Source organism: Armatimonadota bacterium (assembly GCA_013314775.1).
GTDB lineage: Bacteria > Armatimonadota > Zipacnadia > Zipacnadales > JABUFB01 > JABUFB01.
This window is the reverse complement of record JABUFB010000019.1, coordinates 19287-33152: the sequence shown is the minus strand read 5'-3', so window position 1 is coordinate 33152 and position 13866 is coordinate 19287. Positions and strand designations below refer to the sequence as shown.

11 protein-coding genes are annotated in these 13866 nt (G+C 63.6%); 6 read left to right on the top strand and 5 right to left on the bottom strand.

All coding sequences use genetic code 11. The features are described 5' to 3' along the window. Positions 1–94 precede the first annotated feature (94 nt). From HPY44_20735 to HPY44_20725, 3 genes are read left to right on the top strand one after another with little or no spacing between them, the layout of a single operon-like run. The gene (locus HPY44_20735; GenBank protein NSW58443.1) at positions 95–964 is read left to right on the top strand and encodes a DUF4438 domain-containing protein; all 870 of its coding nucleotides are present in this window, start codon (positions 95–97) and stop codon (positions 962–964) included. Continuing rightward, on the top strand, positions 961–2235 hold the full coding sequence (locus HPY44_20730; protein NSW58442.1) for a hypothetical protein: 1275 nt from the start codon (positions 961–963) through the stop codon (positions 2233–2235). Before HPY44_20735 ends, HPY44_20730 begins: the two co-directional genes overlap by 4 nt. A 37-nt stretch (positions 2236–2272) precedes the next feature. Next, the gene (locus HPY44_20725) at positions 2273–2743 is read left to right on the top strand and encodes a GNAT family N-acetyltransferase (GenBank protein ID NSW58441.1); all 471 of its coding nucleotides are present in this window, start codon (positions 2273–2275) and stop codon (positions 2741–2743) included. A gap of 7 nt (positions 2744–2750) precedes the next feature. Here the strand turns inward: HPY44_20725 and HPY44_20720 are convergent, their stop codons facing one another. Together HPY44_20720 and HPY44_20715 are read right to left on the bottom strand one after the other, a co-directional pair. After that, complete coding sequence (locus HPY44_20720) at positions 2751–4106, bottom strand: hypothetical protein (GenBank protein ID NSW58440.1); 1356 nt, start codon at positions 4104–4106, stop codon at positions 2751–2753. 135 nt (positions 4107–4241) lie between these two features. After that, on the bottom strand, positions 4242–5528 hold the full coding sequence (locus HPY44_20715) for a S24 family peptidase (GenBank protein NSW58439.1): 1287 nt from the start codon (positions 5526–5528) through the stop codon (positions 4242–4244). A gap of 347 nt (positions 5529–5875) precedes the next feature. On the opposite strand from HPY44_20715, the gene HPY44_20710 reads away from it, so the two are divergent. The 3 genes from HPY44_20710 (at position 5876) to HPY44_20700 (ending at position 11334) form a co-directional block, all read left to right on the top strand. After that, a complete protein-coding gene (locus HPY44_20710) occupies positions 5876–6280 on the top strand; it encodes a hypothetical protein (protein ID NSW58438.1) in 405 nt (134 codons plus the stop codon). Then, complete coding sequence (locus tag HPY44_20705) at positions 6270–8915, top strand: extracellular solute-binding protein (protein ID NSW58437.1); 2646 nt, start codon at positions 6270–6272, stop codon at positions 8913–8915. Before HPY44_20710 ends, HPY44_20705 begins: the two co-directional genes overlap by 11 nt. Positions 8916–9015: 100 nt before the next feature. Then, positions 9016–11334: an FAD-dependent oxidoreductase gene (locus tag HPY44_20700; protein NSW58436.1), complete on the top strand. Its 2319-nt coding sequence runs from the start codon at positions 9016–9018 to the stop codon at positions 11332–11334. A 12-nt stretch (positions 11335–11346) separates the two neighbouring features. On the opposite strand, the gene HPY44_20695 is transcribed toward HPY44_20700, so the two are convergent. Genes HPY44_20695 through hslV form a run of 3 tightly spaced genes read right to left on the bottom strand, consistent with a single transcriptional unit; the run spans position 11347 to position 13857 of the window. Beyond that, the gene (locus HPY44_20695; GenBank protein ID NSW58435.1) at positions 11347–11880 is read right to left on the bottom strand and encodes a class I SAM-dependent methyltransferase; all 534 of its coding nucleotides are present in this window, start codon (positions 11878–11880) and stop codon (positions 11347–11349) included. A 37-nt stretch (positions 11881–11917) separates the two neighbouring features. After that, positions 11918–13324 (bottom strand): ATP-dependent protease ATPase subunit HslU, encoded by a 1407-nt coding sequence (hslU, locus tag HPY44_20690; GenBank protein NSW58434.1) that lies wholly within the window; start codon positions 13322–13324, stop codon positions 11918–11920. Beyond that, positions 13324–13857, bottom strand: coding sequence for an ATP-dependent protease subunit HslV (hslV, locus tag HPY44_20685; protein NSW58433.1), 534 nt, complete (start codon positions 13855–13857; stop codon positions 13324–13326). Before hslV ends, hslU begins: the two co-directional genes overlap by 1 nt. Positions 13858–13866: the final 9 nt, after the last annotated feature.

Below are 13866 nucleotides of genomic sequence, written 5' to 3'. Positions count from 1 at the left end.
GCAGTCCTGCCCGCGTGGAGGTAAAGCGGAGTTCAGGGCGAACAGGAGATGCGTCCCCGGTGGCCGGGGTGCTGTCCATGAAGGAGGGCCAGATATGCTGCGCACCAATGAGGACAGGCTGGTTGAAGTCGCCGTTGTTGGCGAGCCGAGTCATCCCACTTCGCCGGGCACTTGGAGGGTCACGCCGAACGGCGAGCCGGTGATGCTCCCCGGCACGGGCGGAATCTGCACCAACGTACGAGTTGGCGATCCCGTTCTGGGCTTCGAGTGTGATCACCTGGAGCCCGCAGTCAGCCTGAAGAACCCCGATGCCAACAAGAACAACGGGCTCAACCTCTACGCCTGCGTGGGCAACGAGGCCGTGGTGCTTGACGGTCCGGCCGAGGGCGAAAAGGGCGTGGTCACCGGAAAGCACGGCGGGATTGAGCACGTCTTCGTCGACTTCCCCGAGGCCGTGCTGCGCAAGCTGCGCTATGGGAACAAGATCCAGATATGGAGCCGCGGGATGGGCCTGAAGCTGCTGGACGCGCCCGAAGTCAGCGTCAACAATCTAGACCCGCGCATGCTGAAGAAGATGAAGGTCAAGGTCAAGGACGGCAGGTTGCAGGTGAAGGTGGCCAAGTCTATCCCCGCCTGCATCATGGGTAGCGGCCTCGGACGCGACAACGTGGCCCGCGGCGATTATGATGTCCAGCTTTCCGACCCCGCGGTGGTAGCCGAGTACGGCCTGGCTGATCTGCGCCTGGGGGATATCGTCGCGATCCTGGATGCCGACAATACCTACGGGCGCATTTACAAGACGGGCGCGGTCACCGTGGGGATCGTCGTGCATGGCGGCTGTGTGACGGCGGGACATGGTCCCGGGGTTACCACGCTTTTCACATCAGCCGCGGGGGCCATCGACGTCACCACGGACGCGAAAGCGAATATCGCGACGATACTTGGCCTGCGGGAACTGCCATGATGGGCGCATTCCGGGCAGGATTTGCGAGCGCCGACATCACTCCCGCGGCAGGCAGCGAGATGCCGGGCGGGTTCTTCAAACACTACGCCACAGGCGCCCATGACCCGCTCTATGCCCGAGCCGCGTGGTTCAGCGATGGCAGCGAAGCCCTGGCGCTGGTGTCGGTGGACTGCGTTTTCCTGGAAGCGTCCAGCATTGCGGAAGCCCGCAGACTTGTGGAGGAGTCTATCGGCTATCCGGTGCCGATGCTCATTGCGGCGACCCACACCCACACCGGAGGGCCGACCGGCGAGGTGCTCATGTCCGAGGCGGACCCGGACTACCTGCACCGGGTCGCGAGGGCCATCTGCGGTGCGGTGGATGTCGCGTCACGGATTGCCAGGCCGGCCCATATCCGGGTGGGATGCGGCGAACTTCACGGGGTGGCATTCAACCGCCGTTTCCGGATGAAGAATGGTTCGGTGAAGACCAATCCGGGCTACGGGAACCCGGACATCGACCACGTTCTCGGCCCGGCTGACCCGGCGGTGGCGGCGCTCGGGGTGTACGACCAGTCCGGGACGCTCTTTGGGTGCATTGCTAACTTCACGTGCCACACCACGTTCATGACGGGAGATGGGTACTCGGGCGACTACCCGGCCTGGATCGAGCAGGCACTGGGTGTGCCCACCGTCTACCTGCCCGGGGCAATCGGCGATGTGAACCAGTGTGATTTCGTGAATGGCAGGCGCGAGGACGCGTTCGGCCCCGAGGCCGCAAGACGTGCAGGACAGGCGATTGCGAGTACTGCGCTGGCGGCGCTGGAAAGCGCGGACGACCAGTACGAACCTGTGACCGCAGCGAAGTCCAAGACACTGGAGCTTCCCTTGCGAGGGCCATCCGCGCCTCAGTTGCAGGAGGCGCGAGAGCTGTGGCAAAGGGGGCGGGAGAAGACCGTGGAGCACGTGTACGCCCGGGAACTGGTGCTTTTGCATGAGGTCACAAGGCAGCAGACGAGCATTCCGTGCGAGCTTCAGGCCCTGCGCATCGGAGACCTGCGCGTCGGCGCTGCATCGGTCCAGCCCTTCTGCCAACTGGGGCTTGATGTGAAGGAAGGCTTCGGGCCGGTGGCATTCTGCGGACTGGCCAACGGGCATCTCGGGTATGTGGGCTACCGGCACCACTACGACGAAGGCGGTTACGAACTGGAACTCAAGCGGACGAGCAAGCTGGCCCCGGGCTCCGGAGAGATGCTGGTTGAGGCTCTGCGACGGGAACTGGCGAGCATCTGAGGAGCAAGAGCGCGTGGACATCACAGGAGACCCAGACATGAACATTCGCAAGGCGACATTGCAAGACATGCCGCGCATTCAGGAGATCGTGCAGGAGATCTGGGCAATCGGTTCGGACTTCGGCCTCGAGGAAAAGTATGGTGCCATCGGGGACGAGCGCTGGGATCGCTGGCTGCTACCCAAGGTCATGAGCCGCCTGTGGGATGAGATGGACAATGTCTACGTGACCGAGGTGGCAGGCCAGGTGGCGGGGTTCGTGAGCTTCGCCATGAGTTCGGCCCGGAAGGTCGGAACGATCCATTACAATGGCGTTTCACCGGCTTTCCGCGGCCGGGGCATCGGGACGCAGCAGGTGGAGTTCGCGCTGAACAGGTTCCGGGAAGCCGGGATGGAAGTGGCGGCGGTGGGTACCGGACTGAACGAGGGGCATGCCGCTGCAAGGGCCGTCTACGAGAAGGCGGGGTTCGAGCCTCTCATCGAGTACGTGATGTACGCGATGAAGCTGTAAGCACTGATCAGAAAACCGTGGTGTGGAGCATCCTCGCTGCCGCCGGGAAGTGAGCGTCACAGACGTTCAGGACCTCGGCCGCGTGTCTTTTCATGGTGCGCAGGACATCCTGGACCGGCACGTCGGCGGAGATGAGGTCCGCGAACTGCGGGTACTCCAGGAGGAGTTCCAGGTCGGTCTTGCCCAGGAATGTTGCAGCCTGGGTGAGCAGGTCCGCGAGATTGCCGAAGGCATCTGTGCCCCGGTACTGCTCGGGATCGCGCAAGACGTCGTTGATGCAGGCCTCGTCAGGCAAACCAGCCGCGAGCAGCGCAATGCGTCTCAATAGACACGGCACGCATCCCCCACATGGGCGCACGAACCTCCCCGCCATCCAGCAGGAGACGGACTGTGCGATCTCCTGCGGCGCAAGCACGGGCTTGAGGAATGTGCGCACCACTTCACCCTTGGTCTGGAACATGAAGGGGTTCAGATAGCTTGTGCACACCCCGGCTTTCTGGAGGAGTTCCGAGAAGAGCTTGATAGTCACGGGATGGGTGCTCCGGGTGGACATGCCGCCAATGCGCGCCGGAGTGAGGGGCAAGGCCGCGGTGAGCACCCCGTTTTCACACATGTAGACCTCGGAGGTGCCCAGGCAGTGTGAGGCGATGGCGCCGAGTGTCAGGAAGAGCACAGGTCGGGCCCGGCGAGACGGCTCGCGCTCCTCGGGCGGAGGGAAGGGCCGGGCCTCGACGCCGTAGCTCCCGGGCGTCACCCGAACCCCTGCCCACTGTGCTCCACCGGGCCAGTGGGTTTCCAGCGTTGCCACAAGCCGCCGCTGCGCGGTTTGCACAACGGGGTTCGCAGACTGGTGGCTCACGAGCAGGGGCCTGCGTCCCGCCCGAAGAAGCGAAACCGCGCCAGCCAGAGAATCCAGACCCCCTGACAGAAGTGATACGCAATCCGGATGGCCGGGCAGGGCGTGCTGCCGGCAGTCCTCGGAACGATCCCGGTCCGCTTGCAGGAAGTGGAATGTAAAGGAGTCCCGGGTCAGACTGTACAGAAGGTGCTGCAGATCGGGGGTCTGCGCTTGCCAGAAGGTGGGCTCGAGGACGGGTATGGTCAGGTGCAAGTGGCGCACCCATTCCTCGTGGGCACCGCGAAATGCCGCCACATCGGCAAGATAGATGGCGGTTGCGATGTCGAGCAGGTCCTGCAGCGGAGCAGTCAGCCTTCCGCCGCAGGCTCCCAGCAACATCGACGGGTCACAGATAGCGTTGCGCCGGGCCGAGGTCCAGTCAAGAACAAGTGTCTCGTTGCCCCCCGGCGCGCACTTGCCACTGCCCCCCTGGGCACTGTGCGCGACGACGAACCTGTCAGGCAACCGATTGTCCCCCCGGGCAGAGTCCCAGCTCGCACTGGGTCCCCCGTATGTATGGTGGCTTGCGGCGAGCCCCGTCCCCGTCCCGCGCAGGTACCCGCGTGGCCATGCGGAAGGAAAGTGACGGCGCCCTTACTCCTACAGCAGGGTCACGAACTCGGCGATAATCGCCAGTTCGTCCGCGCTGTCTCCCCGGATCTCGATCGGTTCATACTCCGGGTTCTCAGGCACGAGGCGGATCATGGTGTGGCTCCACTCGTCTTCGCTTACGGTCTTGGCACTTTCATACCGTTTCACCGTGTAGCTTCCCCCGGTGTCCGGGTCGTGGTACCCGCGCCGCTGGGCGAGAACGATCTTGCCCTGGCGGGACCCCACAACAGGTGTGCGGAAGACCGCATAGCTTCCATCGGGGATCCTGGGTTCCATCGAGCGCCCCCGAATGCGCACCACAAAGAGCCCGTCACACAGGCGCAGCCCCGGCGGGGCTTGCACGTACCCCAGGCTCTCAACAGGCTGCCCTTCGCCGAAGTACCCCGCCGCCGCTTCCAGAGAGTACACGGGCAGGTAGTCGCGCCCCGGCTCACGTTGGTCATCGTCTATGAGCCGGAGCGCCGGCGTGTGTGCGGCGTCGTCATCATCGCCTGGTGGACCCGCACTTCCGCGCGCATGACTGCGGCCGGTGCCCTCCCGCCCCGACGCAACACAGATTCGCTCGAGGCTGCGGTCGATGCCCTGTTTCAGGAGTTCGCCGACGACCGCGAGGCGTTCCTGGTCGCCGGAACGCCTGACAGCGTCCTGGATCCTGGACTCATCATCGGCACATATCGCGCCGACTGTAGCACGGCTGGAAAAAAGGGCGACCTGGCGCGCAAACTCCTCTGCCTGGCCAACGGTTGGCAGGTAGTCTGATCCCACCAATTCGCTGATGTCACGGGCGACGAAGTATCGGAAGCAACGGTCGATATCAGCCGCGAGGAACTCCGCGGCCAGCTCGTGCATGCGCTCTTCATCCAGGTAACGGGAGAGTGATTTCGCATTGGGGGCGTCAAGGTCCTCCCCGATCCCGAGCGCGCGGGTGGCCGCCACTCCCAGGGCATCGAGTGCGATGTCGGTGTATCGCGAAGCCCTGTGTTGCTGGGCCAGCCGCCATTCGGCGTCAGATCGCAGCCGGGCAACGGTCTGGAGCGGGGGCCGGGGGGAGCTGGGGGCCGGGGGGTCTTCGGAATACCTGCGAGCCCCGAGCAGGAGAGAGTCCAGGCACATAGAGGGACCCGTGTCCGCCATGGCAAGACGGCCGGGTGTGCCGATCGCGAGAGCGATGCGCCGCGAAATCTCCGCCGGTTCGCGGATGCCGTCGCGGTACGCGTCCCGCACATAACGCCACTGTTCGTTTCTGGGAGACGGTTGTGAACTCGATGTGCCCATGTGGTTTCCGGCGGTCCGCGGTGACCTTTGCGGGCCGCCCCCCCTTCTATTGTAGTGTATCCGATCCTGTCCGCCAATACCACTACGGAAAAGTCCCACAGTTTGTCTGCGAAATGGCTCTCACCCCCGATTCATTGGCAGAAAACACAAGTTGGTCGGAACAAAACTGCAAACTGGCGGTGAATAAGATCAGCACTGCGATCGCAACGGCCTGAGCCATAGAGGCCGGAAAAGTCTGTCTGCACATCTTGCAGGAATAGGAGACACGGATGGCGAAGAAACCCGCAAGGGCGGCTCCATTTGGGGCCGGGGCGCGCAACATCCGTCGCGGGCCGAGAGGAATTGCGATGGACGACAGGGTACGAAAGTTCATCCGGGACGTGGCGCGCACCATGGTGGGGCTGGATGTGGCGCTGTTCTACCAGGCGAACCCGAGCACTTTCGATACGTGTTCGGGCATCGCGCTGCGCACACACCGCGGAATAGATGAGATCCGCCCTGCCCTGGAGCGGCTCGCCGCGCACAAGCTACTTGAGGTGCACGTGAGGGCGGACGGCAAGTACACCTGTTACGCACTGGCCAGAGAGCCGTGGGTCTGGAACCTCCTGTGCCTGGTGAGCGACGCTTACCACGACGATCTGGAGGCGCGCAAAGAGATCCTGATGATGCTGGTGCGCCAGCAGCAAGAGGATCGGCACGGGGGCGAAGCGGATGGCCCCCCACAGCCAGGAGCGACAGCAAGTGACAGCTAGAGCGATCAGTACGGGCGTCCCGGGACTGGATGAGCTGCTCTCCGGCGGTTTTCGGGAGGGAAGCTGCAGTCTGCTCGAGGGCGTCCCGGGCACGGGAAAGACCACAGTCGGGCTGCAGTTCATTTACCACTCGGCGATGTCCGGCAACCCGGGCATCATCGTCACCTTCGAAGAGTTCCCCCGCCAGCTCAAGCAGGACACACTCAACTTCGGGTGGGACCTGGCACAACTCGAGGCAGAGGGCAAACTGCGAATCATCTGCACGTCCCCCGAGGTTTTCCTGGACCAGCTTCAGGATGTGGGCGGAATCGTGGAGGCGACCGTTGCCGAGATCGGCGCCACGCGGCTGCTGATGGACAGCGTCTCGCACTTCAGCCAGATGGGCCGCGAACCGGGACATCTGCGGGCTGCGGTTTATGGGATGATGAACGGGCTGCGCAGAGCGGGGCTCACGTCGGTCATCACCAAGGAACTCGAGAGCTTCGACACCGATTGCGTGCCCTTCGAAGAGTTTCTTGCAGACTGCGTCGTGCGGCTGCGATACGACACCTTCAGCCACAATCAGCGGCGGCGATACGTGGAAGTGCTCAAGAGCCGGGGCGCGCCGCACGTTCCCGGCAAGCACATGCTTGAGCTGACCGACCGCGGCGCCGCGGTCTATCCCAGGCACCAGCCGTCAAAGCGCGAGGGCCTTGCCTGGGCCCGAGGCCTTTGCCGAACTCCTACGGGTATTCGCGGCCTCGACGAGATGCTGGGCGGAGGGCTGATCTGCGGCTTCTCCACGCTGGTTGCCGGAAGCGCAGGCGTGGGCAAGACTACTGTGGGCCTGCAGTTCGTGAGCCAGGGGGCCGGCCTCGGTGAGAAAAGCCTGTATGTAAGCTTCGAGGAGTCGCCGGTCAAGCTCACGGAGATCGCGCAGAGCTACGGCCTGCCCCTGCGGGAATACCAGGATCAGGGCCTGATCCAGGTGGTGTACTGCTCGCCCTTGGATACGCGCCCGGAGAAGTTCATTCATGACCTCAAGGAGCAGGTGGACACACTCGGGGCGAAGCGGGTTGTGATTGACTCGCTCACCGACCTGCAGATGGGCGCGACCCAGGAGGACGGCCTTCGAGAGCTTGTCTACGCGGTGGGCGACGCATTGGAAGATCGGGGCGTCACGAGCCTGCTGATCGCGGAGGTGCCCGAAGTTTTCGGGCAGACGCAAGTCACGGGCGAACACATCTCCATTATCGTAGACTGCATCATTCTACTGAAGTACGTGGAGATGGAGAGCGAAATCCAGCGCGCCCTGTCAGTCCTGAAACTGCGTGGCAGCGACCATGACAAGGGCATCCGGCGCTTCACCATCAGCAACAAAGGCCTCACCGTCCACGGGCGCTTCGAGGGCACCGAGGGGCTCATGGCCGGAGCTGCCCGGGCAGTGCCGATCGAGCTGGCCGTGCGCAGTTTCTCGGAGTTCGACGAGAAACTCAATGAAGAACTGCTGGAACGGTTCGCCCAGATCCAGCCGCGCGTGAAGCCAGTTCCGCTGAGCATTCCTTACAACCCCGACGAGGCGCGGGATGTGGTGGTCCAGGCCATGGCGGCGCGCCAGACCAGCCTTAGCGTGGTGCCGCTGTGCATGTACTGGATGCCTGGGGTAATACAGCCGGACCGCCTCTCCAGCCTCAACGACATCTTTCCTCCGGGAGACTGGGAAGAGCACCTGGAAGGAGTCGTGGAGCCCGCCCTCGTGGACGGCGAGGTTTATGCGGTCCCCGCCATCGCTTTGTGCGGAGTGCTGCTGTATCGCAGAGACATCTTGCAGGAGCACGGTTTCTCGGCGCCCCCTGCCACTTGGGACGAACTCGTGGACCAGGCGAAAACCATCTGTTCAGCGCCCGGCAACGAGAACCTGATCGGTTTTGAGTTCCCAGCCTTCACCTACGAGGGGCTCAGCAGCTCGTTCCTTGTGAACCTGTGGAGCAACGGTGGGCAGGTCATTGACGATGCAACCCGAGAGATGACGTTAGACGCGGGGAAGGCGCTGGAAGTGGTCCGGTTCATGCGAGACCTGATCCACGTTCACGCAGTTACGCCGCGGGAAATCACGGCGCCCGGGCACGGCGTGGAACCCCAGGAAAACTTCCTGGCCGGGCGCACGGTGTTTCTCTGGATGCTCCCGAGCGTCATGCAGCCCGCCATGCAGACAGATTCTGCGGTGCGCGGCAAGGTCGGCATTGCACCTGCGCCGGTGGGACCATCGGGCACCGAGAGCCACAGTTTCCTGGGCGGGTGGCACTACGCTGTTCCGCGAGGCGCGTTGGCGCCTTCCACCGCGCGGGACTTCATCAGATTCATGAGCAGCTACGAGATCCAGAAGGAACGGGCGCTGCGTGGCGGACCACTGCCCACTCTCAAGGCGCTCTACGACGACCAGGAAATCCTGGCTTTCCAGCCCCACTACCGCGAGCTCAAGCAGATCCTCGCAAGCGCGAGAACCCGAGAGCGCATCCCTGACTATCAGAGGGTAAGCCGCGCCATCCAGAGCCACATATACCCGGTACTCCAGGGCCATGCGGAGCCCGAGGCCGCAGTTGAGGCGATGTTGGCCAGTATTCGCCATATCATCGACGAGGCACTGGGCAGATAGCCAAGAAGTTGGGCAAGCGCGCGAACTGAGCGCCCGTCAGTCACAGGCGGGCGCTTTTCTGTGACCGCGGAAGCGCTACGCAGGAACTCAGCGAGGTACCATGATGATCAATGACATTCCCTCCGAAGCGACCATCGACTGCGATGTGCTGGTGATTGGGTCCGGTCCATCGGGCTACTGCGCGGCGATACAGGCCGGGCGGTGTGGTTGTGACACGGTGCTGATCGAGAAGGACGCGGTGCTCGGCGGCAATTCCGGGCCGGACCTGGGAGTGGGCATCACCGGCGCCGAACGCTACAACCCTTACGCCGTGGAGACCGGGATCATCCAGGAATTGCGTGAAGAAGCGTGCTGGGTGGACGCGTACACAAAGACCGGGCGCGGGAGCATGGGCTATCACATCTCGCGGCGGTTTGAGGCCATCGTGCAGGCTGCTCTTGAACGGGCCGGAGTGCGGGTGCTGAAGCGCCACTGCGCGGTGGCGCCGGAGATGGACGGAACGCGGATCAGCGCGGTGATCTGCCAGGACACGGGCGCGTTTCGGAGGGTGCGCATTGGCGTCCGCCACTGCGTCATCGAGGCTTCAGGGGATGGGGAAATCGGAGCGCTTGCCGGAGCGGATTACGACTTCGGCACTGAGGCGCAGTCCGAATACGGCGAACGGTCCGCGCCGGCCGAGCGCAGCAACCTGGTGCAGGGCACAAGCCTGGTCGCCATCGCTCACCGTACGGAGCAAGAGGTGGTATTTGTGCCGCCAGAGGGAACCCCGGAGTTCATCCCGCGGGTCTGGCACGGGCAGCTGTCCTCCTTCGTGCGCCACCATGATGGGTGGTTCAATCGGCCATCCGGGATCTTCTTCCTGTACGTGACCGAGACCGGTGGGCACCTGGACACGGTGCGCGATGACGCCCTGATCTACGAGATGCTGCTGAAGCAGCTGTGGGCCGAGTGGGATCATCTGAAAAACGGGCCGCACCGTGAGGAAACCCGGAACTGGGACATCCTCTGGGTTAGCCCCAAGGCAGGCAAGCGCGAGAGCCGGCGACTCCTGGGCGACTATGTGCTGACCCAGACCGACCTGGAAGAAGGCAGGCGTTTCGAGGACGACATCGCCTACGGCGGCCATGACCTGGACGATCACAAGCCGCTGGGTGAAGGCAGCAACATCTTCGGCATTAGCATCCCGCCGCAGTACGGGATCCCGTACCGGTGCTGCTACTCGCGGAATATCGACAACCTGCTCATGGGAGGCCGGCTCATCAGCGCAACTCATCTGGCCCATTCAAGCACGCGCATCATGGGCAGCGGGGCCGCGATCGGGCAGGCAATCGGGCAGGCGGCAGCCATGTGTTGTGAGCTGTCCTGCACACCCCGGGAGATCGGTCGCAGGCACATTGACAGACTGCGCCGGGCCATCCTCGACGCGGACGCCACGATCCTGTGCGTTCCGCTCGAACCAGGAAATGACCTGGCACGGAAGGCGCAAGTCACGGCCACGAGCGAAATATCCTTCAACGCGCAGGAGCCTGGGCAGCTGATCCCGCTGATTGCTCCGGCGGGGATCATGCTGTTCGACTGGCCGGAGCGACCGCGAGCGGCTGAGATGTACCTGCGTAACGCATCAGGCAAGGACCAGGCGCTGCCGGTGACGGTCCTGAGAACAAAGCGTGAGCCGCGGTGGAAGAGTCTGGATGACTTCCATCGGCACGGCTGGGAGGACCTGCGGGACCAGGCGCTGAAGACGATCTGGCTCGGGTCCGTAACCGTGCCCGCGGGGCACGAGGGTTGGCAATCAATACCGCTGGATGGGCTGGAGACCGCAGCGAAAGACGCAGCGTCTGATGACGACCAGCTGCTGATCACCGTGGGTCAGAACCCCGATGTCTATTGGGCAGTGGCGCAGGAAGACTGCGAGATCGCGGAAATGATCGAGCACAGCCATCAGGGAGCCCAGTGGAAACGTGTCGGGTGCATGGGAGCCTTCCGGCTGCATCCGGCGCCGATGGTGGGCGAAGCGCGGCAAGTCGCCAACGGTTTCCACCGTCGGTTCAGCAGGGGCCCGACGAACATGTGGATGTCCCGACCGCAAGATGGCCTGCCACAGGACCTGGTGCTGGCGTGGGAGGCACCGGTGCGGGTGTCCCGGGTGGCCTTGGTGTTCGACACACTCCACCGCACGAGTGCCGAATACCCGTGGCACGTGGGAAAGCGCGTATCTGAAATGTGCGTGCGTGATTACGCCCTGGAGGCGCTGGTCGACGGTGACTGGCAGACGCTGGTGCGGGTGGACGGGAACTACCGACGAGTGCGGGAACACCGGTTCGGGCCAGTTGACACCGAGCGACTGCGGCTGCGGATTGTCGCGGCAAACGGCGAAGGCTTCGGGGCCCGGGTCTACCAGGTTCGGGTGTATGAGTGAGCTGAATCAGGCTCAGTCACGCACCGGGACGAAGGTGTGGGTGTAGCGATCACGGCGCGCAAGACGGTACTGCCCGGTCGCCGTGACGCAGTGCACGATAGCTTTGGGGTTCATATGGTGGTCGCTCAGCGAGAGCCTGCCGTGGGCCTTGAGAACCCGGTGCAGTTCGCATAGCACGGGCTCGGGCGGCCGCAGGTGATGGAGAACGTCGTACAGCAGAGCCACATCCACGGACCCATCGGGCAGATCGATCGAGCAGTCGGATCGGAGCGCCCGCACATTCGTCAATCCATTGGCACCGGCAATGCGAGCGACCCGTTCGACGGCGAGGGGATTCACGTCGACAGCCAGGACCGCGCCCGTCTCTCCCACGAGTCCGGCAACGGGCAGGATGAAGGACCCCGTGCCGCAGCCGTAGTCGATCACCGTCATGCCTGACCGGATCTCCGCTTCATGCAGCACGCGCTCGGGCGGCAAGAAACGGTCGCGCAGCCCGAGCGCGGCGCCTAACAGGTTGAATGCAATCCTCGATGCCTGTCTTGCCATGGTCGATGTTCCCCGGTGGCGCAGGGCAGGCGACACATCAGAGCATATAGCGGCTCAGGTCCTGATCGGCGACTACGTCCTTGAGCTGGGCCCGGACGTACGCGGAATCCACAACCACGCGCTGCTCGCCGATCTCCGGCGCGGCGAAAGACAGTTCCTCCAGCAGCTTTTCCATCATGGTATACAGTCGACGCGCGCCGATATTCTCGGCGGACTCGTTGACCTGGCGGGCCAGACGGGCGATCTCATTGCGCGCGTCCTCGGTGAACTCGAGTTCCACGCCTTCGGTCCGCATCAGGGCGGTGTACTGGCGCACCAGTGAGTTCTCCGGCTCCACGAGAATGCGGCAGAAGTCCTCTTCGGTGAGGCTCTTGAGCTCCACGCGGATCGGGAAGCGCCCCTGGAGTTCGGGGATGAGGTCCGAAGGCTTGGAGACGTGGAAGGCCCCGGCAGCGATGAACAGGATGTGGCTGGTCTCCACCGGCCCGTACTTCGTCATCACCGTGGAGCCCTCGATGATGGGCAGGATGTCGCGCTGCACGCCCTCGCGGGAGACTTCCGGCCCATGACCCGTCTCGCGGCCGGCGATCTTGTCGATCTCGTCGAGAAAGACGATGGCGCTCTCTTCCACCCGCTCAAGGGCTTCGCGCGCAACTTCCTGCTGATCCACGAGCTTCTCGGCTTCCTGGTAGGTGAGAACCCGTCGGGCTTCCGCGACAGTCATGCGCTTGGTGGTCTTCTTCGCGGGGAACATGCTGCCGAGCATATCTTGCATGTTGAAGCCCATCTCCTCGAGCCCCGCGGCTGAGAAGACCTGCATTGTCTGCCAGTTGCTCTCCTCGACCTCGATGTCCACCTGCTCGTCCTCGAGTTCCTGGTCGCGCAATCGGCGTTCAGTGAACTGCCGGACGCGCTCATGCTGGGCGCGCAACTGCTCCGCGCGCCTGTGTTGCTCCTCGAGGGTGGCGAGATCGGTGATGCTGTCACTGGACAACGTGGCTGGCTCACGTGGTTCCTGATCGCGAGCTGCCCCACAGAGGGCCTCGAGGAGGCGCTCTTCGGCACGACGTTCCGCTTCGTCCCAGACGTCCTCGAAGTACTCTTCCTCCACCATGTGGTATGCAGTGTCCACAAGGTCACGGATGATGGACTCCACGTCGCGACCCACATAGCCGACTTCCGTGAACTTGGTGGCCTCAACCTTGATGAACGGCGCATTGGCGAGGTTCGCAAGGCGCCGGGCGATCTCGGTCTTGCCCACACCGGTGGGTCCGATCATCAAGATGTTCTTGGGGATGATCTCGTCGCGCAGGTCTTCAGGAACCTGCCGCCTGCGGGCACGGTTGCGTAGAGCCACGGCCACAGCGCGCTTCGCCTGGTCTTGGCCGATGATGTACTTGTCCAGCTCTTCCACGATCTGCCGGGGTGTCAGCTCGCCCTCAATCACTTCAGGACCTCCACGGTGATGTGGTCATTGGTATAGATGCAGATATCCGCGGCGATGGCCAAGGCCTCGCGCGCGATCTTCTCCGCACCCATCTTCGTGTGACGAAGCATGGCGATGGCGGCTGCCTGGGCAAAAGGACCGCCCGAACCGATGCCGATGACATCATCATCAGGCGTCACGACATCTCCCGTTCCCGAGACAAGCAGAAGGTTGTCTCGATCGGCGACGATGAGAATCGCGTCCAAATGCCGCAGCGCCTTGTCCATGCGCCACTGTTTCACAAGTTCAACGCAGGCACGCTGAACATTGCCGGAGTACTCATCGAGCTTGGCTTCGAGGCGCTCGAAGAGGGCGAGGGCATCGGCGGCGGCGCCGGCATACCCAACCACGATCTTGCCGCCTCGCAGGGTTCGCAGCTTGCTCGTGTTGCTTTTCAGCACCGTGTCACCCACGGTGATCTGTCCATCTCCAGCGATTGCAGTGATACCGTCTCGCCGCACTGCCAGGACGGTGGTTGATCGAACTTTCATGATTGTCTA

Bases quoted from the DNA above. Each gene is read 5' to 3' on its own strand.
- HPY44_20735 (NSW58443.1), top strand. From the start codon at position 95: ATGCTGCGCACCAATGAGGACAGGCTGGTTGAAGTCGCCGTTGTTGGC.
- HPY44_20730 (NSW58442.1), top strand. From the start codon at position 961: ATGATGGGCGCATTCCGGGCAGGATTTGCGAGCGCCGACATCACTCCC.
- HPY44_20725 (NSW58441.1), top strand. From the start codon at position 2,273: ATGAACATTCGCAAGGCGACATTGCAAGACATGCCGCGCATTCAGGAG.
- HPY44_20715 (NSW58439.1), bottom strand. From the start codon at position 5,528: ATGGGCACATCGAGTTCACAACCGTCTCCCAGAAACGAACAGTGGCGT.
- HPY44_20710 (NSW58438.1), top strand. From the start codon at position 5,876: ATGGACGACAGGGTACGAAAGTTCATCCGGGACGTGGCGCGCACCATG.
- HPY44_20700 (NSW58436.1), top strand. From the start codon at position 9,016: ATGATGATCAATGACATTCCCTCCGAAGCGACCATCGACTGCGATGTG.
- HPY44_20695 (NSW58435.1), bottom strand. From the start codon at position 11,880: ATGGCAAGACAGGCATCGAGGATTGCATTCAACCTGTTAGGCGCCGCG.
- hslV (NSW58433.1), bottom strand. From the start codon at position 13,857: ATGAAAGTTCGATCAACCACCGTCCTGGCAGTGCGGCGAGACGGTATC.